The sequence below is a fragment of the Microbacterium sp. Ld4 genome (genome assembly GCF_045066555.1).
Classification (GTDB): domain Bacteria; phylum Actinomycetota; class Actinomycetes; order Actinomycetales; family Microbacteriaceae; genus Microbacterium.
Genome location: NZ_JBISHE010000005.1, coordinates 1 through 25,562, shown reverse-complemented (window position 1 = coordinate 25,562; position 25,562 = coordinate 1). Strand labels below are relative to the sequence as shown.

Annotated in this window: 24 protein-coding genes and 1 pseudogene; 14 read left to right on the top strand and 11 right to left on the bottom strand. The window is 71.4% G+C overall.

The annotated features are described in order from the left end of the window. Positions 1 to 82: 82 nt before the first annotated feature. Complete coding sequence (gene glsA, locus ACJJV7_RS01650) at positions 83 to 1,012, bottom strand: glutaminase A (protein WP_405371825.1); 930 nt, start codon at positions 1,010 to 1,012, stop codon at positions 83 to 85. Positions 1,013 to 1,107: 95 nt separating this feature from the next. Then, positions 1,108 to 1,935: an alpha/beta fold hydrolase gene (locus ACJJV7_RS01645; RefSeq protein ID WP_405371824.1), complete on the bottom strand. Its 828-nt coding sequence runs from the start codon at positions 1,933 to 1,935 to the stop codon at positions 1,108 to 1,110. A gap of 133 nt (positions 1,936 to 2,068) precedes the next feature. Between ACJJV7_RS01645 and ACJJV7_RS01640 the strand changes: the two genes are divergently transcribed. The 5 genes from ACJJV7_RS01640 (at position 2,069) to ACJJV7_RS01620 (ending at position 8,140) form a co-directional block, all read left to right on the top strand. After that, positions 2,069 to 2,692 carry a TetR/AcrR family transcriptional regulator gene (locus ACJJV7_RS01640; RefSeq protein WP_405371822.1) on the top strand — a complete coding sequence of 208 codons (624 nt, stop codon included), beginning with the start codon at positions 2,069 to 2,071 and terminating at the stop codon, positions 2,690 to 2,692. Beyond that, the gene (locus ACJJV7_RS01635) at positions 2,689 to 4,392 is read left to right on the top strand and encodes a long-chain-fatty-acid--CoA ligase (RefSeq protein ID WP_405371821.1); all 1,704 of its coding nucleotides are present in this window, start codon (positions 2,689 to 2,691) and stop codon (positions 4,390 to 4,392) included. Before ACJJV7_RS01640 ends, ACJJV7_RS01635 begins: the two co-directional genes overlap by 4 nt. Positions 4,393 to 4,480: 88 nt before the next feature. Beyond that, positions 4,481 to 5,371 (top strand): aldo/keto reductase, encoded by an 891-nt coding sequence (locus ACJJV7_RS01630; protein ID WP_405371819.1) that lies wholly within the window; start codon positions 4,481 to 4,483, stop codon positions 5,369 to 5,371. Between the two features lie 86 nt (positions 5,372 to 5,457). After that, positions 5,458 to 6,030, top strand: a complete 573-nt coding sequence (locus ACJJV7_RS01625) for a cysteine hydrolase family protein (protein WP_405371818.1) — start codon at positions 5,458 to 5,460, stop codon at positions 6,028 to 6,030. A gap of 25 nt (positions 6,031 to 6,055) precedes the next feature. Continuing rightward, positions 6,056 to 8,140: a S9 family peptidase gene (locus ACJJV7_RS01620; protein ID WP_405371817.1), complete on the top strand. Its 2,085-nt coding sequence runs from the start codon at positions 6,056 to 6,058 to the stop codon at positions 8,138 to 8,140. Positions 8,141 to 8,180: 40 nt separating this feature from the next. Here ACJJV7_RS01620 and ACJJV7_RS01615 read toward each other — a convergent pair whose 3' ends face one another. The 3 genes from ACJJV7_RS01615 to coaBC form a co-directional block, all read right to left on the bottom strand. Further along, positions 8,181 to 9,086, bottom strand: coding sequence for a DUF1295 domain-containing protein (locus ACJJV7_RS01615; RefSeq protein ID WP_405371815.1), 906 nt, complete (start codon positions 9,084 to 9,086; stop codon positions 8,181 to 8,183). 41 nt (positions 9,087 to 9,127) lie between these two features. Continuing rightward, positions 9,128 to 10,969, bottom strand: a complete 1,842-nt coding sequence (locus tag ACJJV7_RS01610; RefSeq protein WP_405371814.1) for an AMP-dependent synthetase/ligase — start codon at positions 10,967 to 10,969, stop codon at positions 9,128 to 9,130. Positions 10,970 to 11,108: 139 nt separating this feature from the next. Further along, positions 11,109 to 12,326 (bottom strand): bifunctional phosphopantothenoylcysteine decarboxylase/phosphopantothenate--cysteine ligase CoaBC, encoded by a 1,218-nt coding sequence (coaBC, locus tag ACJJV7_RS01605; protein WP_405371812.1) that lies wholly within the window; start codon positions 12,324 to 12,326, stop codon positions 11,109 to 11,111. Positions 12,327 to 12,368: 42 nt separating this feature from the next. Between coaBC and ACJJV7_RS01600 the strand changes: the two genes are divergently transcribed. After that, the gene (locus ACJJV7_RS01600) at positions 12,369 to 13,073 is read left to right on the top strand and encodes an NRDE family protein (RefSeq protein ID WP_405371810.1); all 705 of its coding nucleotides are present in this window, start codon (positions 12,369 to 12,371) and stop codon (positions 13,071 to 13,073) included. Between the two features lie 33 nt (positions 13,074 to 13,106). After that, a complete protein-coding gene (locus ACJJV7_RS01595) occupies positions 13,107 to 13,748 on the top strand; it encodes a YdeI family protein (protein WP_405371808.1) in 642 nt (213 codons plus the stop codon). Here the strand turns inward: ACJJV7_RS01595 and ACJJV7_RS01590 are convergent. After that, positions 13,731 to 14,675: an NAD(P)/FAD-dependent oxidoreductase gene (locus tag ACJJV7_RS01590; protein ID WP_405371806.1), complete on the bottom strand. Its 945-nt coding sequence runs from the start codon at positions 14,673 to 14,675 to the stop codon at positions 13,731 to 13,733. The genes ACJJV7_RS01595 and ACJJV7_RS01590 overlap by 18 nt on opposite strands. 66 nt (positions 14,676 to 14,741) lie before the next feature. Between ACJJV7_RS01590 and ACJJV7_RS01585 the strand changes: the two genes are divergently transcribed. Further along, positions 14,742 to 15,296, top strand: coding sequence for a helix-turn-helix domain-containing protein (locus ACJJV7_RS01585; RefSeq protein WP_405371804.1), 555 nt, complete (start codon positions 14,742 to 14,744; stop codon positions 15,294 to 15,296). A 45-nt stretch (positions 15,297 to 15,341) separates the two neighbouring features. After that, positions 15,342 to 15,923: a hypothetical protein gene (locus ACJJV7_RS01580; RefSeq protein ID WP_405371802.1), complete on the top strand. Its 582-nt coding sequence runs from the start codon at positions 15,342 to 15,344 to the stop codon at positions 15,921 to 15,923. A gap of 2 nt (positions 15,924 to 15,925) precedes the next feature. Here ACJJV7_RS01580 and ACJJV7_RS01575 read toward each other — a convergent pair. Beyond that, positions 15,926 to 16,300, bottom strand: a pseudogene (locus ACJJV7_RS01575) (VOC family protein). A 144-nt stretch (positions 16,301 to 16,444) separates the two neighbouring features. Between ACJJV7_RS01575 and ACJJV7_RS01570 the strand changes: the two are divergent. After that, positions 16,445 to 17,677 (top strand): DUF222 domain-containing protein, encoded by a 1,233-nt coding sequence (locus ACJJV7_RS01570; protein WP_405371799.1) that lies wholly within the window; start codon positions 16,445 to 16,447, stop codon positions 17,675 to 17,677. 8 nt (positions 17,678 to 17,685) lie between these two features. Here ACJJV7_RS01570 and ACJJV7_RS01565 read toward each other — a convergent pair whose 3' ends face one another. Genes ACJJV7_RS01565 through aztA form a run of 3 tightly spaced genes read right to left on the bottom strand, consistent with a single transcriptional unit; the run spans position 17,686 to position 20,458 of the window. Then, the gene (locus tag ACJJV7_RS01565; protein WP_405371797.1) at positions 17,686 to 18,045 is read right to left on the bottom strand and encodes a hypothetical protein; all 360 of its coding nucleotides are present in this window, start codon (positions 18,043 to 18,045) and stop codon (positions 17,686 to 17,688) included. Between the two features lie 12 nt (positions 18,046 to 18,057). Further along, on the bottom strand, positions 18,058 to 19,740 hold the full coding sequence (gene pgi / locus ACJJV7_RS01560; protein ID WP_405371796.1) for a glucose-6-phosphate isomerase: 1,683 nt from the start codon (positions 19,738 to 19,740) through the stop codon (positions 18,058 to 18,060). Between the two features lie 19 nt (positions 19,741 to 19,759). Next, positions 19,760 to 20,458, bottom strand: a complete 699-nt coding sequence (gene aztA / locus ACJJV7_RS01555; RefSeq protein ID WP_405371795.1) for a zinc ABC transporter ATP-binding protein AztA — start codon at positions 20,456 to 20,458, stop codon at positions 19,760 to 19,762. A 54-nt stretch (positions 20,459 to 20,512) separates the two neighbouring features. Between aztA and aztB the strand changes: the two genes are divergently transcribed. The 4 genes from aztB to aztD are packed head-to-tail and all read left to right on the top strand — an operon-like array spanning position 20,513 to position 24,689. After that, positions 20,513 to 21,367: a zinc ABC transporter permease AztB gene (gene aztB / locus ACJJV7_RS01550; RefSeq protein WP_405371794.1), complete on the top strand. Its 855-nt coding sequence runs from the start codon at positions 20,513 to 20,515 to the stop codon at positions 21,365 to 21,367. Continuing rightward, on the top strand, positions 21,364 to 22,578 hold the full coding sequence (locus ACJJV7_RS01545; RefSeq protein ID WP_405371793.1) for a hypothetical protein: 1,215 nt from the start codon (positions 21,364 to 21,366) through the stop codon (positions 22,576 to 22,578). Before aztB ends, ACJJV7_RS01545 begins: the two co-directional genes overlap by 4 nt. Next, on the top strand, positions 22,575 to 23,474 hold the full coding sequence (locus tag ACJJV7_RS01540) for a metal ABC transporter solute-binding protein, Zn/Mn family (RefSeq protein ID WP_405371792.1): 900 nt from the start codon (positions 22,575 to 22,577) through the stop codon (positions 23,472 to 23,474). The genes ACJJV7_RS01545 and ACJJV7_RS01540 overlap by 4 nt, the downstream gene beginning before the upstream one ends. Positions 23,475 to 23,501: 27 nt before the next feature. Further along, positions 23,502 to 24,689 (top strand): zinc metallochaperone AztD, encoded by a 1,188-nt coding sequence (gene aztD, locus ACJJV7_RS01535; protein WP_405371790.1) that lies wholly within the window; start codon positions 23,502 to 23,504, stop codon positions 24,687 to 24,689. A gap of 63 nt (positions 24,690 to 24,752) precedes the next feature. On the opposite strand, the gene ACJJV7_RS01530 is transcribed toward aztD, so the two are convergent. Further along, the coding region (locus tag ACJJV7_RS01530; RefSeq protein WP_405467805.1) for a hypothetical protein at positions 24,753 to 25,562 on the bottom strand (810 nt) is incomplete at its 5' end.

The following is a 25,562-nucleotide window of genomic DNA, read 5'->3' as shown; positions in this document are numbered from 1 at the left end:
CTCTATAACGACGAGATAACGGTGGCAAGGATTTCTTGTTATCAATTTGTGATGCGCGCCCGGGTCGCCGGCGGGCGGGGTGTCACACCGCGAACAGATGGAGTCCCAGCTCGGCGCTGAGCAGGTCGCTGGCGCGGTGACCGCGGACGCTCGTCCCGCGTTCGTCGAGGGGCGGGCTGACGACGGCCGCGCCGAGCACTCCGGGAACCGACATCACGATCGCACCCGACACGCTCGACTTCGCCGGCACGCCGACCTCCCGCATCCATCGCCCCGACCCGTCGTAGACCCCGCACGTCGCCATCACCGCCATGACATCGCGCGCGACCTCGCGCGAGACGACGCGCTCGCCCGTGCCGGGGTTGACCCCGCCGGCGGCGAGCGTCGCCCCCATCACGGCCAGGGCCGTCGCGTCGACGAGCACCGCGCAGGCCTGCGCGTAGACGGCGATCGCCTCGTCGGCGCCGACCTGGAGCGTGCCCTCCGCGCGCATCAGGTGGGCGAGGGCGTGGTTGCGGTCGCCGAGCAGGTGTTCGCTCCGGGCCACGTCGTCGTCGACCGTCAGGGGGCGGCCGGCGAAGGCCGACAGTCCCGACACGATGCGGGCGGTGCGCTGCTCGACGTCGTCGCCGTCGACGAGCGCGCTCGTGAGGATCGCCCCCGCGTTGACCATCGGGTTGGGCGGGCGGCCGGTGCCGCTTTCGAGCTTGATCGCATCGAACGCTTCGCCGGTGGGCTCGATGCCGATCCGGCCGAGCGCCGCCCGATCGGTGTCCTGCAGCGCGAGCGCGAAGAGGAAGGGCTTCACCGCCGACTGGATGCTGAAGGCGATGTCGGCCTGCGCGCTCGAGCTGGTCTCGCCGCCGACCGAGGCGAGGGCGATCCCGCAGAGGTCCGGGTCGGCGTCGGCCAGCTGCGGGATGCTCGAGGAGACCGTGCCCCCGGTCTCGGGCATCACCCGCTCGCGCAGCGCGTCGAGGTCGTATGCCATGAGGTCGGGAGCGGAAGCCATCACCCCACTCTGACGCATCGGCGGTCTACCGCTGACGTCTGCGGGCCGGACGGAGACTCCGCCCGGCCCGCAGGTCGGTCACCTGCCGCGAGCGATCAGCTCTTCACGAACGGCAGCAGGATGGCGTTGACCTCGTCGGCGTGCGTCCACAGCATCCCGTGGGGGGCGCCGTCGATCTCGTGGTACTCGGCGTCGGGAAGGGCCTCGTGGAAGGGGCGACCGGTCGCGTCGATCGGGAGGATGTTGTCGGAGGTGCCGTGCGCGATCAGCGCCGGCTTGCCGCTCGCCTTGACGGCGGCGACGTCGTCGGCGAAGTCCTCGATCCACGACGAGACGACGGCGTAGGCGGCGACCGGAGCGCTCTGGGTCGCGGTGTTCCAGCTGGCGGTGACGGCCTCCTGCGAGATGCGAGAGCCGAGGTTCTCGTCGAGGTTGTAGAAGTCCTTGTAGAACTGCGTGAACCAGGCGAACCGGTCGGCGTGTGCGGCCTCGGCGATGCCGTCGAAGACCGACTGGGGCACGCCGTGCGTCAGCATCCCGGGCTCGAGCGAGGCGAGGAAAGCGAACTTCGCGATGCGGTCGGTGCCGAAGAGCTTGGCGTAACGGGCCAGCTCACCGGTGCCCATCGAGAAGCCGACGAGGATGACGTCGGTGAGGTCGAGGGTCGTGAGGACGGCATCGAGGTCGGCGGCGAAGGTGTCGTAGTCGTACCCGGTGGTGACCTTGGACGATGCGCCGAATCCGCGGCGGTCGTAGGTGATGACGCGGTAACCGGCATCCAGAAGTTCGCGGCTCTGGCGCTCCCACGACGTGCCGTTGAGCGGGTAGCCGTGGATCAGGACGACGGCCTGACCGGTGCCGTGGTCTTCGTAGTACAGCTCGATGGGGGTGGAGTTCTCGGTGCCGACGGTGATGGAGCCCATGGTGATCCTTCCAAGTGTGAGAACGAGCGTTCTCTGGGTGATGAGCCCTATGCTAGAGAACGAACGTTCTCACCGCAAGACCCCGCGGTGGAGAGCGGGTGAAGCCCGAACGAACAGAACGGAGAGCGCGGCTATGACCGAACCGATCAGCGACCGCGAGCGCATCGTCGCCGCCGCCGACGAGCTCTTCTACGCGCGCGGCATCCACTCGGTCGGGATGGACGAGGTCCGCGCCGCCGCCGGCGTCTCCCTCAAGCGCCTGTACGCCGCCTTCCCCTCAAAAGAGGCGCTCCTCGTCGCCGTGCTGCAGCACCGCCGCGGGATCTGGGATGCCGGCATCGCCGCCGCCCGTGCCGGCGCGACGTCGCCCCGCGAGAAGCTGCTGGCGATCTACGACTTCCTGGGCGACTGGTTCTGCCAGGACGACTTCCGCGGATGCGGGTTCATCAACGCGTTCGGCGAGATCGGCGCCGTCATGCCCGCCGTCGCCGAGGTCGCGCAGCAGCAGAAGCGCGACTTCCAGCAGTACGTGGCCGCCCTCGTCGACGACGTCGGCGCACCGGCGCGCCTCGCCGCTCAGCTGTCGCTCCTCGCCGAGGGCGCCCAGACGACGGCGGCCATCAGCGGCAGCCCCGACGCCGCGGCCGACGCCCGCGCCGCCGCGGAGACTCTGATCGACGCGGCCCTCGCCGCACACAGCAGCCACACCGATTCCGCACCCTACGCTGGCGGAACAGCCCCGAGGAGGAACCGATGAGCGCGACCCCGTCCCCCCTGCACGACCGGCCCTGGCTGGCGTCGTACGCCGAGGGTGTGCCCCATGAGATCGCGCCCGTCACCGAGACTCTCGTCGACCTGCTCGACGCGGCGGTGACCCGCTACGGCAGCCGCGTCGCGTGCGAGTTCTTCGGCGCCGAGACCACCTACGCCGAGCTCGGCGATCAGGTCTCCCGTGCCGCGAACGCGCTCCGCAAGCTCGGCGTCGAAAAGGGCGATCGCGTCGCCCTCATCCTGCCCAACTGCCCGCAGCACGTCATCGCGTTCTACGCGATCCTCCGCCTCGGCGCGATCGTCGTCGAGCACAACCCGACCTACACCGCGCGCGAGCTGCGGCACCAGTTCGAGGTGCATGAAGCCGTCGTCGCGATCGTGTGGGACAAGATCGCCGACATCGTCGCCGAGTTCCCGAGCGACATCGCGCCGTCTGCCGTCGTGGCCGTGAACATGACGGATGCCCTGCCGCTGGCCAAGCGCCTCGCTCTGCGTCTGCCGATCCCCGCAGCCCGCGAACGCCGCTCCGCCATGACGGCCAAGCCCGCCACCCGCGGCGTTCTCCGGTGGGACCAGTTCTCGCAGGCGCGCCACCTCTCGCGCAAGTTCCCCGCCCCGGCGCTCGACGACACGGCGCTGCTCCAGCTGACCAGCGGAACCACCGGCACGCCGAAGGCGGCGATCCTCTCCCACCGCAACCTCCGCTCGAACGCGGCGCAGGGGCGCGCCTGGGTGCCGGGCCTCCGCGAGGGCGAGGAGACCTTCTACGCGGTGCTCCCGCTCTTCCACGCCTACGGCCTCACGCTCTGCCTGACCTTCGCCGTGTCGATCGGTGCGCGCATCGTGCTGTTCCCGAAGTTCGACGTCGATCTGGCCATCGCCGCGCTGAAGGGCTCGCCGCCGACGTTCCTCCCCGGCGTCCCGCCGATCTACGACGCGCTCTCGCGCGCGAGCACGCGCAAGGGCGTCGACCTGTCCAGCATCCGCTTCGCCATCTCGGGCGCGATGAGCCTGCCCGTGCCGACCGTCACGCGTTGGGAGGAGGCCACCGGAGGGCTCCTCGTCGAGGGCTACGGCATGACCGAGACCTCCCCGGTCGCCCTCGGCAACCCGATCGGCCCGAGCCGGCGCCCCGGCACCGTGGGCGTTCCCTTCCCCAGCACCGAGATCCGGGTCGTCGACCCCGACGACCCCACGACGGAGCGCGCGATCGGCGAAGCCGGCGAGCTTCTCATCCGCGGACCCCAGGTGTTCCAGGGCTACTGGCGTCGTCCTGACGAGACCGCGGCCGTCCTGCTCGAGGGCGGCTGGCTCCGCACCGGCGACATCGTCACCGTGTCGGAGGACGGATTCGTCACGGTCGTCGACCGCGTCAAGGAGCTCATCATCACCGGCGGCTTCAACGTGAGCCCGAGCGAGGTCGAGCAGGTGCTGATCCTGCATCCCGACGTCGAGGCGGCCGCTGTCGTCGGAGTGCCCCGGCCCTCGGGCGGCGAAGACGTCATCGCAGCCGTCGTGCTGAAGCCCGCGGCGAGCTTCGACGCGGGCGCGCTCAAGGAGTTCACGCGGTCGCACCTGGCCTCGTACAAGGTGCCGCGCCGCGTCGTGCAGGTCGACGACCTGCCCCGGTCGCAGATCGGCAAGGTGCTGCGCCGTCAGGTGAAGGACCAGCTGACCTCACGCTGATCGCGCCGGGCGCTGTCAAGGCCGCATCCGGAGGGGTGCGCCGGTGGCAGGGTGGAGATGGAACACCCCACCCCGTCGAAGGAGACCCATGCAGCAGCGCACCCTCGGACCATTCACCGTCTCGGCCATCGGGCTCGGTGCCATGCCGGTCTCGATGAACAGCAGCAACACCTTCCCCTCGCATGACGACGCCGTCGCGACCGTCCGCGCCGCGCTCGACGCCGGCGTGACCCTCATCGACACGGCGGACATCTACGCGCCCAGCTGGGACACGATGGGCCACAACGAGGAGATCGTCGCCGACGCCCTCGCCGGCTGGGGCGGCGACCGGTCGTCGATCGTCGTCGCCACCAAGGGCGGCATCACCCGCACCGCCGAGAAGGACTTCGGCCGCGACGGCTCGCTCGCCTACCTCCGCAGCGCTGTCGAGGCGTCGCTGCGCCGGCTGCGCGTCGACGTGATCGACCTGTACCAGTACCACCGGCCCGACCGCTGGATGGTCTACGGCGACATCATGGAGAACCTCAAGACGCTGCAGCAGGAGGGCAAGATCCGCGCCGTCGGCATCTCGAACGCCAGCGTCGAGGAGATCGACATCGCCGAGCAGGTGCTCGGCGAGGGCAACCTGACGAGTGTGCAGAACGAGTTCTCACCCCGTCACTCCGGCAGCTACGGTGAGCTCGCGCACTGCGTCGAGCGCGGCATCGCGTTCCTCCCCTGGAGCCCCCTCGGCGGCACCGGCGGCGGCGCCCGATCGGTCGGTGAGCGTTTCGCCGCGTTCGCCGAGATCGGCCGGGCGCACGGCGTCAGCCCCCAGCAGGTCGTCCTGGCCTGGGAGCTCTCGCTCGGGAGCACCGTCATCCCGATCCCCGGCGCGAGCCGTGCGGCGTCGATCACCGACTCCGCCCAGGCGGCGGACCTCGCGCTCTCGGACGACGAGCTCGCCCGCTGCAGCGCGGCCGTCGGCATCGAGGTCTGACCGCGGCCCGGCGGCTCGAGGGTGATGGGCAGGATTCCGCCGCCTCGTGACCGTCGTCGCCGGCGCGGCCGTGACAGGCTCGACTCGTGCGAATTCCTCCCCGCCCCGTCGACCTCGGCCGGCCCGCCCTCGTCGTGATCGACGTGCAGAAGGGCTTCGACGACGCGGGCTCCTGGGGGCGCCGGGACAACCCCGCCTGCGAGGAGAACATCGCCGCGCTGATTGCGCACGCGCGGGAGCACGGCTGGCCGCTGGTGTTCGTGCGGCACGACTCGCGCACCGAAGGGTCGCCGCTCCGCCCGGGTCAGGTGGGCAACGAGATGAAGGACGTCGTGTCGGGGGAGCCCGATCTGTGGGTGACGAAGACCGTCAACTCCGCCTTCCACGGCGCTCCCGACCTCCACGCCTGGCTGCAGGCGCAGGGACTCACTCAGGTGGTGATCGCCGGCATCACGACCAATCACTGCTGCGAGACGACGGCGCGCGTGGGCGCCAATCTCGGATACGACGTCTACTTCGCGCTCGACGCGACCCACACGTTCGACCGTCTCGCGCCCGACGGCACCACCGTCGCCGCCGCGACCCTCGCAGGGATGACGGCCACCAACCTCGACGGCGAGTTCGCCACGGTCGTCTCCACGGCAGACATCGTGCGCTGACACCGCCCGCGGTTAGCGTGGGGGGATGCCGCAGACTCCGTTCTCCTCCCTCGACGACTTCATCGCGCTGCCCCGCATCGAGGCCGTGTGCCTCTCGCCCGACGGCGCCCGCGCCGTGCTCACGGTCGCCACACTGAACTCCGACCGCACCGGATACGGCAGGGCCCTGTGGGAAGTGCCCGCCGGTGGCGGCGGGTCGCCGCGCCGGCTCACGCGATCGGCGAAGGGCGAGCAGGGCGCGGCGTTCACGGCGGACGGCGATCTCCTGTTCGTCAGTGGTCGTCCCGACGCCGACGGCGACGACGACGAGGCTGCGGCGCAGCTGTGGCGCCTGCCGGCCGCCGGAGGAGAGGCGCGCGCGATCAGCCGTCTCGCGGGCGGAGTGGGAGCCATCGCGGCCGTCGCCGATGCGGCATCCGTCGCCGTCGTCTCGGCTGGACTCCTCCCCTCGGCGGGCACCCTCGAAGCCGATGCGGCGCTCCGCGCGGAGCGGAAGAAGCGCAAGGTCTCCGCGATCCTGCACGCGACCTATCCGGTGCGGTACTGGGACGCCGACCTCGGCCCCGATGCGCCCCACCTGCTCTCCCTCGACCTGTCGGACCTGGCCGACACGATCGGCTCCGCCGCGGCATCCGAGGCTGCCGCCGATGAAGCGGATGCCACCACGCCCTACCCTGCGGAGCTGCCGCGCCCCCGCGACCTCACCCCCGGCCCGGGCCGGTCGGGCGACAGCGCAGGTGCCGCCCTCACCCCCGACGGACGCACGCTGATCGCGGCCCTTCGCGTGCCGCAGGGCCGCGACGCCCGCTTCGCGCTCGTCGCCATCGACGTGGAGACGGGGGAGCGCAGGGCCCTGTTCGACGAGCGGGACATGTCGGCCGAGGCCCCCACGGTGAGCGCCGACGGCGCGTGGGTCGCCTCCGTCCGGTCGGCCTTCGGGTCGCCCGAGGGCCCCGCCGACCAGGAGCTGTGGGTGTCGCGCATCGACGGGTCGGAGGCCCGCCGCATCGGCGAGGGGTGGGACCGGTGGCCGTCGAGTCTGACCTTCGACGCCGGCGACGAGGCGCTCATCGTCACCGCCGATCACGACGGTCGCGGCCCGGTCTTCCGCATCCCGCTGGACGGCGGGCCCGCCCAGCAGCTCACCACCGACGAGCACACGTACACGCATGTCAGCGTCGACCGCCGCTCGGGGGCCATCGTGGCACTGCGATCGTCGTGGATGGTGCCGCCGCACCCTGTCCGCATCGATCCGGACGGCACCGTGACCACCCTCGCGACACCGGCGCCGGCACCGGCGACGGCGGCGACGATGACCGAGGTCGAGACCACCGCCGAGGACGGCGCCCGCATCCGCGGGTGGCTGCTGCTGCCGCACGGCGCCGACGCTGCGAGCCCGGCGCCGCTGCTGCTGTGGATCCACGGCGGGCCGCTCAACAGCTGGAACGCGTGGAGCTGGCGGTGGACTCCTCAGCTCGCGGTGGCGCGCGGCTACGCGGTGCTCCTTCCCGACCCGGCGCTGTCGACCGGCTACGGCCTCGACTTCATCGCCCGCGGGTGGAACAGCTGGGGCGCGAAGCCGTACACCGACCTCCTCGCGATCACCGACGCCGTCGAGGCGCGCAGTGACATCGACGAGACGAAGACAGCGGCGATGGGCGGGTCGTTCGGCGGGTACATGGCGAACTGGATCGCGGGCCACACCGATCGGTTCCGTGCCATCGTGACGCACGCCAGCCTGTGGGCCCTCGACCAGTTCGCGGGAACCACGGACAGCTCGTCGTACTGGCAGCGCATCTTCACGCCCGAGGCGATGATCGAGAACTCGCCCCATCGCTTCGTCGCCGACGTCCGCACCCCGCTGCTCGTGATCCACGGCGACCGCGACTACCGGGTGCCCGTCGGCGAGAGCCTCCGACTCTGGTCGGAGCTGAACGAGCACGTCGGCGCCGATGACGGCACGACCGAGCACCGCTTCCTGATGTTCCCCGACGAGAACCACTGGGTCCTGAAGCCGCAGCACGCCGTCGTCTGGTACGAGACGGTGTTCGGCTTCCTCGGTGAGCACGTCCACGGCACGCCGGCGCCGACGCTCGACGTCCTGGGCTGAGAGAGGAGGTGGCCGGCGCCCGCCGGCCACCTCTGCCCGATCAGGCGGCGCTCGGCGCTGCGACCTTCGGGCGGACGAGCGAGGGGACGAGCACCGGTGTCGCGGCCTTAAAGGCCTCGTAGTCGGCGTCACCGCCCCAGCGGTCGTCGGCTTTCTTCTCGAGCAGCGGGATGCCGCTGACCCGGGTGAGCAGGAGGATGACGAACAGCGGCGACAGCAGGCCGATCCACTGCCAGCCCTCGAAGACGGGCACCGCCACGACGGCGACGCCCACCCAGACGAGGATCTCGCCGAAGTAGTTGGGGTGACGCGATCGCGACCACAGCCCCGTGCGGATGAAGGTGCCGCGGTTCGCGGGATCGGCCTTGAAGGCGTTCTTCTGGAGGTCGGCGACGATCTCGATCACGAGGCCGATCGCCCAGATGGCAATGCCGACACCGGCGAAGACGTCGAACCCGGCGCGGTCGTTCGCCGGGGCGGCCATCGCGATCCACGCGGCAGCGGAGGTGACGCTGACCCACAGGCCCTGGATCACCCAGACGCGCAGGAAGCGCAGCGGCGACACCTTGATGTCGTCGAAGCGGTCGTCGGCGCCCGAGCGGTGGATGCGCAGGAACAGGAACGAGCCGAGGCGCACCGCCCATGCGACGACCATCACGGTCAGGATGATGCTGCGGACGTCGCCGCCCGGCTGCGCCAGCAGCACGCCGAGGGTGACGAGGATGAACGTCGCGCTGCCGGTGGCGTCGAAGAAGCGCTCGGTGCGGGCCAGCGCCGACGGGATGAAGACGATGATCTGCACCAGGAAGGCCGCAGCGACGGCGGCGGCGAACAGCGGGATGCCGCCGACGGTGACGCCGCCCTGACTGCCGGCGAGGGCGACGAGGCCGCCGATCACGAGAGTGACCACGACGGTCAGGATCGAGGCGCGTGCGGTGGGGGACAAGGGGTGCCTTCCGAGTCGGGTGGGGGTGGGATGCGGGGGGATCAGCCGTAGAGGTGCTCGACGACGGCGGAGCCGCGATCGAGCACGACGCGGCGCTTGATCTTGAGGGTCGGGGTGATGATCGTGGTGTCGTCGAGGTCGGCGACGACGAGGGCGAATCGGCGCACCTGCTCGCTGTGGGCGACGCGCGCGTTCGCCGCGTCGACGGCCGCCTGCACCTCGGAGCGGAGGGCATCGTCGGCGAGCTCGTCGAGCGCTCCCGGCCGGACGGCGCCGGGTCCGGATGCCGGGAGCCACCCGCGTTCGGCGAGGGCGAGGGGGTCGAGCAGCAGGATCGCCGACAGGTACGACCGCCCCTCGCCGACCATGACGGCGTGCGAGATCAGCGGGTGCGCCTCGACGGCGAACTCCCACGGCGCGGGGACGACGGTCTTGCCCGTCGATGTGACGATGACGTCCTTCAGTCGACCCTCGATGATGAGGCGGCCGTGGTCGTCGAGCCGGCCGAGGTCGCCGGTGCGGAAGAAGCCGTCGACGAACGCGCCCTCGTTGTGGGCGGGGTTGCGATAGCCGTCGAAGATGCCGATGCCCTTGGCGAGCACCTCTCCCTCGGCGCTGATGCGCACGGTCGATCCGGGCAGCGGCCGCCCCACGGTGCCTGCCCGGATGTCGCTGGGGAGGTTGCCGGTGAGCGGTGCGGTCGTCTCGGTGAGGCCGTACCCCTCGATGACGGGAACGCCGATGCCGCGGAAGAAGAGCGACAGGTCGCGGTCGAGGCGCGCGCCGCCCGAGAGGACGTAGTCGATACGGCCGCCCATGATCTGGCGGAGCCGCGCGTAGAACATCCGGTCGAGGAGCCGGTGGCGGAGGCGGAGCGCGAGCGACGGGCCGGTCGCGGGCTCGTCGTCGACGGGGCCCTCGGCGGCGGCGCCCCAGGCTTCGGCGGTGCGGACCGCGGTGCGCCAGACGCCCGTGAGACGGGCGTTCGCGGCCTTCTGCGCCGCGGCGTTCTGGATGCGCTGCAGCACGCGCGGCACGACGACGAGGAAGGTCGGCCGCAGCGCGCTGAGCGTCTCGACGACGGCGGTCGTGTCGCTCAGGTGCGCGATGCGCATGCCGTTCGCGAGGCAGATGAGCTGGAGCCCTCGGGCGAGGACGTGGGCGAGGGGCAGGAAGATGATCGTGTTGCCGGCAGGGTGGACGACCTCGCCGTAGGCGGCGGCGATGTTGAGCACCTGGCCGAGGAAGTTCCGGTGGGTGAGCACGGCGCCCTTGGGCTCGCCGGTCGTACCCGAGGTGTAGACGATGGTGGCCGCCGAATCGAGGCCGGCCGCCGTGCGGTGACGCTCGAGGGTGGCGTCGTCGACGTCTCCGGCGCGCGCCGCGAGGTCTGCGACGGTGGCGGGGGGGTCGCCTCCGATCTCCCCGGCATCCATCGCGAACGCGCCGAGCGCGCCGGTGCCGGTCGACGCGAACGCGTCGGCCAGCAGCCGCGTCTGCGCGAGGGTGCCGCCGATGCCCAGGCGCACATCGGCGTCGGCGACGATCGCGGTCACCTGGAGGGGTGACGAGGTGTCGTAGACGGGGACGACGACGGCGCCCGCGAACCAGGCGGCCAGGTCGGCCACGGCCCACTCGTACCGGGTGGGCGCCATGATCGCCAGTGCATCGCCGGGCTGGAGGCCCGCGGCGATGAAGCCCTTGGCGAGGGTGCGCACCTCATCGGAGAACGATGCGGTCGTGACGCCGCGCCAGCGGCCGGGGCCGTCGGCGACGTCGAACGCGACGTGCTCGGGCGCGGACTGCGCACGCCGCACGAGGAGGTCGGTGATGTTCCGGTGCTCCTCGACATCGGCGAGGAGAGGAGTGGCGGTCTGACGCATCGGGCCTCGATCGGTGAACGGGTGTGCGGGCGCACCACAAAACGGCGCGCCCTGTGGGCAGCACACAGTTCTTCGGAACCGTCGGCGAATCGGATGGGTTCCGGTGGCCGGACACCGAGTCGGCCCGGCGGGCGCGCGCTCAGCGCAGTCGCAGCACCGCGTCCCACAGCGCGTCGGCGACTTCGCGCTTCGTGCCGGCCGCCTCGGCGACGACCTCGTCCGTGGCGTCGACGAACAGCGCACGGTTTCCGGGGGTCTCGAAGCCTTCGGTCCAGCCGACGAGGTTCACCGCGAGGAGGTCGACGCCCTTGCGGGCGCGTTTGCGGATGCCCCGCTCACGAAGCTCCTCGTCGCCGGCCGCGGTCTCGGCCGCGAAGCCGACGATCGTCTGGCCCGGGCGACGGTCCCGGACGATACCCGCGAGGATGTCGGGGTTCTCGACCAGGTCGAGGGTGACCGTGCCGTCCTCCTTGCGGATCTTGACATCCGAGACCTCCGGCACGGAGAAGTCGGCGACCGCCGCCGCCATCACGATCGCATCGGCGTCTGTGGCCGCGGTGACCATGGCGGTCTGCAGCTCGAGCGTCGTCCCGACCCGCTCGACGGTGACCGACGGATGCCGGAGCACCTCGTCGAGCACGGGGCCCTCGATGTGCGCCGCGACGATGTGCACCCGGGCGCCGCGTGCGGCGGCGGCCAGCGCCACCTCGGCGCCCTGGCGTCCGCTCGAGCGGTTTCCGATGAAGCGGACGGGGTCGATGGGTTCGCGGGTGCCTCCCGTCGAGACGACGACGCGCACGCCGTCGAGATCGCCCGGCGTGACGGCATCCGTCTCTCCGGCGGCAGCGAGCGCCTCGGCGACGATCTCGTCGGGCTCCACCATGCGACCCGGGCCGCTGTCGCCGCCGGTCAGGGGCCCGTCGGCCGGCCCGACGATGTGCACGCCGCGCGCGCGGAGGGTCGCGATGTTGGCGCGGGTCGCGGCGTGGTCCCACATCGCGGTGTGCATGGCGGGGGCGACGACGACGGGAGCGGTCGTCGCGAGCAGCGTGACGCCGAGCAGATTGTCGGAGATGCCCGCCGCCATCTTCGCGAGCGTGTTCGCGGTGGCGGGGGCGACGATCACCAGGTCGGCCTTGGTCCCGAGGGCCACGTGCCTCACCTCGGCGACGTCGTCGTGCACGCTCGTCGTGACAGGATGGCGGCTGATCGCCTCCCAGGTGGCGGTCCCGACGAAGCGCAGCGCGTCGTCGGTGGGAACAACGTGCACCTCGTGCCCGTTGGTGACCAGCGCACGAACCACCTGCACCGTCTTGTATGCGGCGATACCGCCTGAGACGCCCACGACGACGAACATGGTCCGATCCTGCCACGGGCTCGGACCCGGAAGGGCCCCGCGATGTGCACCGTCATCGTCCATGTCCCCGAGGATCCCGGCGCCGCCGTGCGGCTCCTCGCCGTCCGCGACGAAGACCCGACCCGTGCCTGGGACCCGCTCGGCACGTGGTGGCCGGAGCTCCCGGGCGTCGTCGGCGTGCGCGATACGCGCGCCGGCGGGGCGTGGCTCGCCGCGGATCCCGCCGCGGGCCGGCTCGCGGTCGTCCTCAACCGGGCCGATCTCATCGACGACGCAGCGGCCACCGGATCCCGCGGGCACATCGTGCTCGATGCGGTCGCGGGGCGGGCGCTCGCCGATGCGCCGCCGACGCACGGCTTCAACCTGCTGGAGGTCTCTTCCGGCCGGGCGCGCGTATCGATGTGGGACGGTGAATCCGTTCGGGTCGCCGAGCTCGCCCCCGGGGTCCACATGATCGCCCACGACGACGTCGACGATCCGAAGACGGCGCGCATCGCCGCGTGGCGGAGCCGGTTCGCCGAGACCGCCGCGCAGGGCGACTGGGTCGAGGCGTGGCTGGCGGCTCTGGAGGAGACCACCGAGCTCCCGCCCACCGATGACCGCGCGATCATCCGCGACAACCGTCCGCACGGCTATCCGACGCTGTCCCTCCTGTTGTGCACCGCGTCGGTCACGGATGCCGGCGCCGAGGTCTCCTACGCCCAGCTCGACCAGCCCGGAGCCTGGAACCACCTCGACCTCCACTGAGCCCGCGTCGGAGGCCGGTGCTACCGTCACGGCATGGCAGCACCGGCATCCGACCCCGTCTTCTTCGCGTCGGCGGCGGAGTTCCGGGTCTGGCTCGAGGCGAACCACGAGTCGGCCCCCGAGATCTGGACGCTGTTCTATCGCAAGGGTGATCCGCGGCAGGGACTGACCTGGGCCGACGCCGTGCCCGAGGCGCTCTGCGTCGGCTGGATCGATTCGGTCAGCCGTCCGGCGGGAGACGGAGCACGGATGCAGCGGTGGACCCCGCGCAAGGCGGCATCGATCTGGAGTGCGGTGAACGTGGCGCACGTCGAGAGGCTGCGGGCTGAGGGGCGGATGCTGCCGGCCGGCATCGCCGCCTACGAGCGCCGCGTGCCCGAGCGCACCGGCGTGTACGCGCACGAGCTCCAAAGCGAGCTGACCGACGCGCAGCGGGCCGCGCTCGCCGCCGACCCTGCCGCGCAGGCGTTCTGGGATGCCGCGATCCCGTCGTACCGGCGGGCCGTCACCCACTGGGTCGGCAGCGCCAAGCGCGAGCAGACGCGCATCGACCGGTTCCAGGCGCTCCTCGTCGACTCGGCGGCGGGACGGCTCGTCCCGTTCCAGCGCTTCGGGCCGCCGCCGGCCTGGCTGGCGCGCGCGGCGGCCGCTGCCGCGTCAGTGCGCGGCGACTGACAGCGCGGCGACGGCGTCCGCGGCATCCTCCTGCACGAGGACGGCGTTCATGCCCGCGCCCGCCATGGAGCCCTGCCCCATCGACAGTGGCACGTTGCCGTACGGCGAGACGACGTTGCCTGCCGCGAAGATCCGCGCGTGACTCGTGGCTCCGCGCGCGTCGACGGCGACGCCACCCCCGGGCTGATCCGATGCGGCGAGGGAGAGCTCGTCGGCGAAACCCAGGAGGAGGCGCGGGACGGGCGCGGTGAAGAGCGCGTCGATCGGGTGCTCGGCACCGTCTGCCGTCGTCACGCCGACGAGGGTGCCCTCCCGCTCCTGCACCGCCGTCACGGCGGTGGTGACCACCCGGATGCCGCGCGCGGAAAGCCGTGCGGACACCTCGGCGTCGAACGGCCCGGCCGCAGCGGTGAACGCGGTGACATCGTCGCTCCACTGCCGGATGAGCTCGATCTGGTGGAGGCTGGCGGGCGAGGTCGCCAGCACGCCGAGGCGCCGGCCCGCGACCTCGTAGCCGTGGCAGTACGGGCAGTGGAGGACTCCGCGTCCCCACTGCTCCCGGAGGCCGGGGATGTCAGGAAGGTCGTCCGCGACGCCGCTCGCGAGGAGCACGCTGCGCGCCGACAGCGTCGCGCCGTCGTCGCACTCGATGTCGATGTGGTCTCCGGCATCGACCAACCGGGAGACCGTGGCCGCGGCGAAGGCGACGCCGTACGCCTCGGCTTCGGTGCGTCCGGCGGCGAGCAGGTCGAGGGGCGAGCGTCCGTCGTGGCCGAGTACGCCGTGCATGTGCCCGGCGAACCGGTTGCGCGGCGATCCCGCGTCGATCACAAGGGTGCGGCGCCGAGCCCGGCCGAGCATCTGCGCGGCGCTCAGGCCGGCGGTCCCGCCGCCGATGATGAGGGCGTCCCAGAGAGTGTCTGTCATGGATCCACCGTGGCGCGGAGTTCGCGGAAACGGCAACCTTGCTTGCGGAAATGGCAAACTGGCCTCATGTCAATGGATGTCGATCGGGTGGGGCTGCGGCTGCGCACGGCCCGGCAGCAGCTCGGATGGACCCTTGCCGACCTGGCGGGGAAGGTCGGCATGTCCGCGAGCACGCTCTCGCGGCTCGAGTCGGGTCAGCGTCAGGCCTCCCTCGAGCTCCTCGTGCCGCTGGTCTCCGTGCTCGGCCTCACCCTCGACGACCTCGTGCGCGCCGACCCCGTCGACCCGCGCGTGCGCCGGGCGACGCGGCGCCGGGACGGCATGGTGATCGCCCCGTTGACGCTCGAGCACTCCTCGCTGCAGACCTTCAAAATCACGTTCCCGCCCACGGCGGAGGCCGCCTCGCCGAAGGTTCACGACGGCGCCGAGTGGTTCTTCGTCCTGAGCGGAGTGGTGCGCCTCGTTCTCGACGGCGTCGAGCACGAGATCGGCCCCGGCGAGGCGGTCGAGTTCGACACCCGCCTTCCCCACAGCATCGGCGCGACCGCCGCAGGCCCCGCCGAAGTCGTGAGCATCTTCAGCGCGTCGGGCGAGCGCATCCACATGCACGGGGGCTCGTGAGTGCACCGCTGGACGGTGTCGGCGGGCGGGTCTAGCGTGTGCGCCATGACACCTGAGCAGCTGTTCCTCGAGGCCGACGCGGCGCTGCGTTCGGTCATCGACCGCATCGATCCGACCGATCTCGCCCGCCCGGCTCCCGGGGAGTGGACCTCGACCCCCGACCCCACGTTCCGGGACATCGTGTTCGCGCACACCTACGACGAAGCGTGGGTGCCGGGCGTGCTCGCGGGCCGCTCTGTCGCGGACGGGGACGAGTTCGCGGATGCCGATCTCCTCGGCGACGATCCGATCGCCGCCTACGACGCGGCGCACGATGTCGCGACCGCGGCGGTGCGCGCGGGCGTCGCCCCCGACACGGTCTTCCGCTTCGAGTACGGCGACTACCCGGCGGCGGAGGGGCTCGCGCACCTGGCGACCTATCGCGCGTTCCAGGCGTGGCTCATCGCGAAGCACCTGGGCATCCCGTTCCGGATGTCGCCCGCGCTGATCGACGGGCTGAGCGAGCACGTCGTGCCGAGCGCCGACCAATGGCGCCAGTGGGGTGTCTTCCCTCCCGCGATCGAGCCTCCGGCAGACGCCGACGACGAGACCCGGCTCCTCTGCGCCGTGGGGTACTGGGAGGCCTGACCTCAGCGCTCGTGCACGGCGAGCACGTTGCCCGCCGGGTCGCGGAACCACGCGATCATCGGGCCGTCGGTCTCGCGCATGATGCCCTTCGAGTCGGTGGGTACATCGTCGTAGATGGCGGTCTGCACGCCCCTCTCGTTGAGCTGGTCGACCGCCGCTTCGACGTCGTCGACGGCAAAGTTGAGCACGGTGAAGCCCGCGGGATCGTGGTGCTCTTTTCCTTAGATCAGCACCGTGCCCCCCGATTCGAGGTTCAGCTCGAGGAAGCCACTGGCGAGAGTGGTGACATCGAGGCCGAGCGTCTCTGCGTAGAACGTGCGGGCGGCGTCGAGATCGTCGACAGCGAACCCGCTGTACGCGCCGTCGGTCTGGAACATGCGGTCTCCTTCATCGTGTGCGACCAGAGTGGACCGTGTGCGGGCCGGTGTCCAGGGGGTCCGCTTCCGGGGCACCGTAGCGGGCCGGCGAGGCGGGTGTCGAGGCCGCGACCCGATGTCGGAACCCCCTTCTAGTCTGGGTTTATGTCCAGTGCAGAGTGGGTCGACGAGTGGCCCGTCGAGGTGCCCGCCGACATCCCGACGACGCTCGACTGGGTGGTGATGTGCGCCGACATGGCGACCGTGCACGCCGCGCAGCGGTACCGGTGCATCGTCGAACTCTGGGACGACGCGATCGCCGAGGCGCACCGTCGCGGCGACACGGCCGTGCTCGTGGAGCGGTCGGTGCGGCTCGAGGTCGCCTCGGCGTTGCGGATCACCGAGCATGCCGCCGGACGGCTCATGGGTGTCGGACGGGCGCTGGTGTATCGCTACCCGGCCGTGCTGGCGTCGATGGGTGAGGCGTCGATCACCGAGACCCATGCGACGATCATCGTCGACGGGCTCGACGACCTCGATCAGGTGCGGGATGAGCTGGTCGCTGAGGTGCTCGCCCTGTCGGAGGAGATGTCGACGGGCACGTTCCGGCGGGCGATGAAACGGATCGTCGACCGTGAACGAGAGGCGACCCTCGCCGAATGCCACGCGGATGCCGTCGCTCACCGGCACGTCCGTGTCGACGCCGGCGCCGACGGGATGGCGTGGCTGACGGCCCACCTTCCGGCCGTCGAGGCGAACGCGATTCACGGGCGGCTCACCGCGATCGCGAAGAGCCTCGACGATGAGCGCTCGCTCGATCAGAGACGGGCCGACGCGTTCGGAGACCTGCTGATCGACGGTGAAACCGCATCGCTCCCGGAAGCGGCTCGCGGGATCCGGCCGACCGTCGCGATCACGGTCTCCGCGTTGGCACTGCTCACTGGAGAAGGCCCCGCCGCGCAGGTCTATGGCGTCGGACCCATCCCCCTCGACCGTGCGCGGGAACTGTGCGGTGCGGCATCCGGGTGGATGCGGGTGCTCACCCACCCCGAAACGGGTGTCGTGCTCTCCGTCGGACGCGAGCAGTACCGACCACCCGCAGACCTCCGACGCCTCGTCGCGTGGCGCGCGGCACGCTGCATGGCACCCGGATGCGGGATCCCCGCCGACCGGTGCGACATCGACCACACCGTCGACTGGCACCACGGCGGACACACCGACGCCAGCAACCTCGCCCCGCTCTGCCGCGGCCACCACACCCTCAAACACCACACGGACTGGCGAGTCAGAGCAAAACCCGGCGGAGCGCTCGAATGGACCTCGCCCGCGGGTCGCGTCTACCTCGTGCACCCCGAACGCCGCATACCCAGATTCACCGTCGACCCGCCACCGTTCTGAGCGGACGGTCAGTCCTGGACCTCGACGGTCACGATAAAGCGTTCGTCGGAGACGTCGAGGACGCCGTCGGTGTACAAATTGATGACGTCGCCCGCGTCTTCCTGGTCAATCCCGCGCAGGGCTCGCCCACTGGGGATACGGGTGATCGGTGTGCGTGAACCATCGCGTTCGACGGCCTCCAGCTCCACGATCGTGCCGGCGACCTGGATGACCTCAAGGCCCTGGAGATCATCCAGGCCGTGATGCGTCTCCACCAAACGGCCGTCGGGAGCGGTGAACACAGTCCAGTCGACCTTCGTGAAGCGGCGGAGCTCCGGACCGCAGCAGGAATGCTCCCAGCCGCCGACCTCGACCTCGAGACGCCTCACGGCCGCTGAGTCTCAGGCCCGGTGGTCGCGGTAGTACTCCAGCAGCGCCTTGGTCGAGGCATCCTGCGATGCGAATGCGTCGCTGTCGCCCTCGATCGCCGGGGCGATCTGCATCGCGAGCTGCTTGCCGAGCTCGACTCCCCACTGGTCGAAGGAGTTGATGCCCCAGATCACGCCCTGCGTGAAGGTGATGTGCTCGTACAGTGCGACAAGCTCGCCCAGCACCCGCGGGGTCAGCGACGGGGCGAAGATCGACGTCGTCGGGCGGTTGCCGGGGAAGGTACGCGCGGCCACGAGCGGGCCGGTCGTGCCCTCGGCCTCGACCTCCTCCGCTGTCTTTCCGAAGGCGAGGGCCTTCGTCTGCGCGAGGAAGTTCGCGAGGAACAGTCCGTGCACGTCGCGCTCGCCGTCGGTCAGCGCGTACGCGGGATTCGCGAACGCGATGAAGTCGGCGGGGATCAGGCGCGTCCCCTGGTGGATGAGCTGGTAGAAGGCGTGCTGACCGTTGGTGCCGGGCTCACCCCAGAACACCTCGCCGGTCTCCGTCGTGACGGGGGACCCGTCCCACCGCACCGACTTGCCGTTCGACTCCATGGTGAGCTGCTGCAGGTAGGCGGCGAACCGGCTCAACTGCTGCGCGTACGGGAGCACTGCGTGCGACTGGGCCCCGAGGAAGTTCGTGTACCAGACGTTGAGAAGCCCCATCACGACCGGCACGTTCTGCGCCAGCGGCGTGGTGCGAACGTGCTCGTCCACGGCGTGGAAGCCGGCGAGCAGTTCGCGGAAGGTGTCGCCGCCGAACTCGATCGCGAGCGACAGTCCGATGGCGGAATCGACCGAGTACCGGCCGCCGACCCAGTCCCAGAAGCCGAAGGCGTTGTCGGTGTCGATGCCGAACTCCGCGACCTTGTCGAGAGCGGTCGACACGGCGACGAAGTGGTGCGCGACGGCATCCTTCTTCCGCTCGTCGCTGCCGTCGATGACACCCGCCGAGGCGAGCCCCTCCCACAGCCAGTCGCGCGCGAGGCGGGCGTTCGTCAGCGTCTCGAGCGTCGTGAACGTCTTCGAGGCGACGATGAACAGCGTCGTCTCGGGGTCGAGGTCCTTCGTCTTCGACGCGATGTCGAACGGGTCGATGTTCGAGACGAACCGCGCCGAGATCCCGGCATCCGCATAGGGCTCGAGAGCGGCGGAGATCATGACCGGGCCGAGGTCCGAGCCGCCGATCCCGAGGTTGACGACCGTCTCGACCTTCTTGCCCGTGATGCCCGTCCACTCGCCCGACCGCACGCGGCCGGCGAACTCGGCGACGGCGCTCAGCACGCCCTGGACGTCGTCGTCGATCTGCTGACCGTCGACGACGAGCGCGGGCACGGCCTTCGCGGGTCGCCGGAGCGCCGTGTGGAGCACTGCGCGGTCCTCAGTGGTGTTGATGTGCTCGCCGGCGAGCATCGCCGCGTAGCGCTCGGCGACCCCGGTCTGCTCCGCCAGGCGCACGAGCGCCGCGACGATCTCATCGGTAACGAGATTCTTCGACAGGTCGACGTGGAGGTCGGCGAGCGTCAGGCTCAGCCGTTCGACACGGCCGGGGTCCGCCGCGAACCAGCCGCGCAGGTCGGGGGTGAATCCCGTTTTGAGGGATTCGAGCTCGGCCCAGGCGGAAGTGGTGGTGGCGTCGATCGGAGCAGTGGTCACTCGTCCACGGTACTGGCGTTCAGGAGCGTGCGTCCATGTGAGACGCGCCTGTGTCACGTCGTGACGTCCGCGTCTCGATCCGGCCGTCGGCCAGAGTGATGACCCCATCGACGTCGCCGAGCTCGGCGAGGTCGTGGGTGACGGCCAGCACGGCGGCGCCCTGGCTCGCGACGGCGCGCACCGCCGCGGCGACCGCGCTCCGGGATGCCTCATCGAGCCCGCTCATCGGCTCGTCGAGCACCAGCAGGTCGGCGTCCTGCGCGAGCGCCTGCCCGACGAAGGCCCGCTGCCGTTGACCGCCCGAGAGCGCTCCGAGGGGCCGCTTCGCCAGCGACGTGAGGCCGACGGCGTCGATGGCCGCGCCGATCCGCTCGCGGTCGACGCGCCGGAGCGGGCGGAAGGCCCCCCGGCCGCGCCACCGGCCCATCGCGACGAGGTCGGTCACGGTGAGCGGCAGGCGCGCACTGTCGGCGGTGTTCTGAGGGACGAAGGCGATCCGCGCCCCCGGGGTGATCGTCGCCGTCCCCGACGTCGGCAGCCGGAGCCCGGCCGCGACCGAAACGAGCGTCGACTTGCCCGAGCCGTTCGCGCCGACGATCGCGAGGATGCGTCCCCGGTCGGCCGTCGCAGACACGCCCCGGAGAGCGGCATGACCGTCGATCTCGACATGGACGTCATCGAGTCGGACGACGGGAACGTCGAGAGCGGGGCTGTGCATCCCCCCATTGTTGCAAATGAAAACCGTTCTCAATTACGTGTATCGTCGTGCCACGTGTCCCTCCTCCTCCTCGACCCGTTCGCCGCGACCTTCGTGCAGCGTGCCTTCCTCGGCGGCGCTCTCGTGGCGATCGTCTGCGGCGTCGTCGGAACCTGGGTCGTGCTTCGCGGGATGGCCTTCCTCGGCGAGGCGATGGCGCACGGGATGCTGCCCGGCGTGGCCGTCGCCACTCTCACCGGATTCCCGCCCCTGGTCGGCGCGGCGCTCAGCGCCGCCGCGATGTCGCTCGGCGTCGGAGCGCTCCAGCGCCGCGGCCGGCTCTCCGCCGACACCAGCATCGGGCTGCTGTTCGTGGCGAGCCTGTCGCTCGGTGTCATCGTGATCTCCGCGTCACGCAGCTTCGCGACCGACGCCTCCGCGATCCTCTTCGGCGACATCCTCGCGATCGAGCCGGCCGACATCGTGGTCCTGGCCGTCGCCGTCGCGGTCACCCTGCTCGTCGCCGCCGCCGGTCATCGCTCTTTCGTCGCCCTGACGGTCGACCCCCGGCAGGCGCAGCTGCTCGGACTCCGCCCCCGGCTGGCGCACGTCGTGCTCGTCGGACTCGTCACCCTCGCGGTCGTTTCCGCCTACCAGGCGGTCGGGTCGCTGCTCGTCGTGGGCATGCTCCTCGGTCCCGCCGTCGCCGCGAGCGCGTGGACGCGGCGCATCGTTCCGACGATGGTGCTCGCCGCGGGCATCGGCGTCGTGTCGGTGGGCGCGGGCCTCCTCCTCTCCTGGCACCTCGGCACGGCCGCAGGGGCCACCGTCGCCTTCACGGCGATCTGCTCCGGCGCGGTGTCCACCGGCATCCGCGCCCTCGGCCGCGCCGCGCGCGTGCCCGTTCCGCCTCTCGAAAGGACCGCATGACCTCCCGCGCACCCTTCGCCCTCGGCGGCGTCCTCGCCGCTGCCGTCCTCCTCACCGCCTGCCAGAGCGCCCCGGCACCCGAATCCGCGCCCGCCGATGCCGATGCGACCGGCGACGGCCACGGCGCGATCGAGGGGGCCACCGAGCTTGCCGAACCCGCGCTGCATCTGACGAGCGTGGCGCCCGACGGCGTCGTGCATCATCTCGACCTCCTCGACGAGCAGACGACGACCCTGGGCGAGATCGCTCCGGCCGATGACCTCGCGACAGACGGCCGCTTTCTCTACGCCGAGCGCGACGGTGAGATCTCCATCGTCGACAGCGGCGCGTGGACCTGGAACCACGTCGATCACTTCCACTACTACGAGGCGCCCGCCGCGACGCTCGGCGAGGTCGTCGGAGACGGCACCCCGCAGACGGTCGCGAGCGACCTCGGCGCCGGCGTCTTCTTCACCGGCGGCGACGCCGTGCTGCTCGACCTCGACGCGCTGAAGAAGGGCTCGATCGTCGAGCGCTTCCGGCTCGAGGTCGCCCCGCATGACGGCATGGTCGTTCCGCTGCCGATCGGCGCGCTCGTGACCGACCCGGATGCCGGTGGCCTCCGCCATGTCGACGCCGACGGGACCGAGCTCGAGGTCGTCCCGTGCGCGGAGCCGTCCGGCTCCATCGCGACGAACGTCGGTGTCGTGGTGGGCTGCGACGACGGCGCTGTGCTCGCGGTGACGGATGCCGACGGCACGACGTTCGAGCGGGTGCCCTATCCGTCCGGCGCCGCTGACCGGGCCCTCTCGTTCTCGGCGCGCGAGGGGCGGCCGACGGTCGCGGGCTTCACCGGGACCGAGGCGTTCTGGCTGCTCGACACCCGTGAGCGCACGTGGACCCGCATCGACGCGGGCGAGGAGCTCGTCCGGGTCTCCGCCGTCGACGACGCCGATCAGAACGTCGTCGCCCTGACCGCCGACGGCGCCGTGCTCGTGCTGTCGGGGGAGAGCGGCACGGCGCTCGCGAGGACGGAGCCGCTCGTCGCGGCATCCCTCGCCGACCCCGCCCTGGCCGGGGGCGTCTCGCTCACCGTCGATCAGAACCGCACCTATCTCGGCGGCCCTGCCGAGAAGGCGATGTTCGAGATCGATCCCGCCGACGACGCGCGCATCGCCCGCACCTTCGAGACGTCTTACGCACCGATGCTCGTCGCGGAGACCGGCCGATGAGGCGCGTCGCGGCCGTCGTCGCCGCTGCGCTCGCCGTGTCGGTGCTCGTCTCCTGCGCTCCCGCCGGCTCCGACCGACCGACCGTCGTGGTCACGACGAACATCCTGGGCGACATCACCGAGAACCTCGTCGGCGATGAGATCGACGTGATCACCCTCATGCCCCCGAACGCCGATCCGCACTCGTTCGAGCTCTCGGCGCGCGAAGCGGCCGAGATGCGCTCGGCCGACCTCGTGATCTCGAACGGCCTCGGCCTCGAGGAGGGGGTGCAGCACCACGTCGACGCCTCCGCCGCCGACGGGGTGGCGCAGTTCGTCGCCGGCGATCACGTCGAGGCGCTCGCCTATGCCGATGCGGATGCCACCGATCCCCACTTCTGGACCGACCCCACCCAGACGGCCCGTGTCGTCGACGCGCTCACCCCCGTGCTCGCGGAGATCGCCGGGGACGGCGCTGCGACGATCGAGGCCGCCGCGGACGAGTATCGGGCGGCGCTCGACGACCTCGACGCCTCGATGGCCGAGACCCTTCGCGCGATCCCTGCCGCCCACCGCGCGCTCGTGACCAACCATCACGTGTTCGGCTACCTCGCCCGCCGCTACGACGTCCGCATCCTGGGTGCGGCCGTCCCCGGCGGCACGACGCTCGCGGCGCCGAGCGCCTCCGACCTGCAGGAGCTCGTCGACGCGATCGACGAGGGCGGCGTGACGACGATCTTCGCCGACTCCTCTCAGCCCGACCGGCTCATGCAGGTGCTCGCAGAGGAGGCGGGCCGCGACGTGAAGGTCGTCCCGCTCTTCACCGAATCCCTCGCCGCCGCCGGAGAACCCGGCGACACCTACCTCGACATGATGCGACGCAACCTGCAGAGCATCTCAGACGGCCTCCGTCCGTGAGGCATTTCCCTGGAAAGGAAAACCCCCATGAAGAAGACCCTGCAGTTCGGCGCCCTGGCCGGCGCCGCTGCCCTGCTGCTCGCGGGCTGCGCCACCGCCGGTGAGCCGGCGTCCGCTCCCGGCGCCGACGCGAGCCCGACCGCCTCGCCCGCGCCGGCGGGGCCCCGCGTCGCCATCGGCTACGAGGGCGGCGTGCTCGTCCTCGGCGGCGACGACCTCGAAACCCTCGGCGACTTCGACTCGGAGGAGTTCATCCGGCTGAACCCCGCCGGCGACGGTCGCCACGTGATGGTGACCACCTCGAAGGGCTTCCAGCTCCTCGACGTGCAGGAGCCGGCGCTCACGGACTCCGTGGTGTCCGCTGCGGCGGCCGGCCACGTGGTCACCCACGGCGGCAAGACCGTGCTCTACGACGACGCGACGAGCGACACGACGATCTTCGACTCGGCCGAGCTGGCCGAGTCCGACGGCGCGCTCCCCGACGCCGAGGTCGTTCCCGGCGTGACCGCGCACCACGGCGTCTCGGTCGAGCTCGAAGACGGCACGCTCCTGACGACCGTCGGCGACGAGGCGGGGCGCAGCGGCATCCGCGTCCTCGACGCCGACCGCACCGAGGTCGCCACGAACGACCAGTGCCCCGGCGTCCACGGTGAAGGCACCGCGGCGGGCGAGGTTGTCGTGTTCGGCTGCGAGAACGGCGCCCTCGTCTACAAGGACGGCGAGATCACCAAGCTGACCTCGCCCGACGAGTACGGCCGCATCGGCAACGCCTACGTCTCCGAGACCAGCCCGCTGGTGGTCATGGACTACAAGGACGACCCGGATGCCGAGGGCTACCTGCTCCGCAACATCGCACTCGTCGACACCGAGGCGCAGACCCTTGAGAAGGTCGCCCTCCCGAAGGGTGTCGAGTACACGTTCCGCGGGATTGCCCGCGGCCCGTCCGAGGAGGCCGTCCTGATCGGCACCGACGGACAGCTGCACACGATCGACCCGGCGACCGGCGAGGTCACCTCGTCGCTCCCCGTCATCGACCCGTGGGAGGGCCCCGCCGAATGGCAGGCGCCGCACCCCGCGGTGAAGGTCGCCGGCGACATCGCCTACGTGACCGACCCCGCCGACAGCGAGCTCGTGGCCGTCGACCTCACCACCGGTGAGATCGTCAGCACCGTCACGCTGCCGCACGTGCCGAACGAGATCGCCGTCGTCTCCTGACGACACCCACGAGAAAGGGACGGACCCGACGGGTCCGTCCCTTTCCTGCGTGATGCGCCGGGATCAGGGGAGCGGGCGCAGGGTGACGTCGCCCGCCGATACCTGGACGTCGACCGTCCGAGCGGCCCCCGTCGAGGTGGACAGCAGATTGTCGAGAGAGCCGACCGAGACGTCGGACCTCACGTCGTACGCCTCGTCGGGGAGGGTCGCGACGAGGGTGCCCGCGCTGACGTCGACGAGCACCTCATCCGGCGCGGTGCCCGTGAGCGTCGCGACGATCTCGCCCGCCCCGATGACGAGGTTCCCCTGTTGCACGTCGCTGAGGGTGACGTCGGCGCTGCCGGCGCTCACGTCGACCGTGAGGTCGTCCGCCGAGCCGGTGACATCGGCATCGCCCGCGCCCACCTCGACGAGGAGAGTTCCGTAGGTTCCGTCGGCGGTGATGGATCCCGCCGACACCTCGAAGCGCGCGTCGAGCTTCTCGTCCGCGAGCGCAGCGGGGAGGGTGAGGGTGCCGCGGCTGGTGGTGCCGTCCCAGCCGTCCCAGCCGGCCCACCAGGGGCGGCTGTTCGACAGGGACAGGGTGTCGCCCTGACGCTCCAGGCGCCAGCCCCTGTCGCCCCCCGACACCTCGAGGGTCGCCTCGTCGACGTCGGCGTAGGCGATCACCACGTGGCCGGCTGACACATCGAGCGACAGTGCGGAGACGCCGGCGGCATCCGCTGACCGGCTGCCTGTCGCCGCGCCGGGGCCCGCCGCCCACAGCGCCGATGCCACTCCCGTGAGGACGGTGCCGAGGATCAGGGCGCCGCCGACGCAGATCGCGACGATGGCGACGGCCCGCGACGACGACCGGGGCGGGGCGGGGGGAGG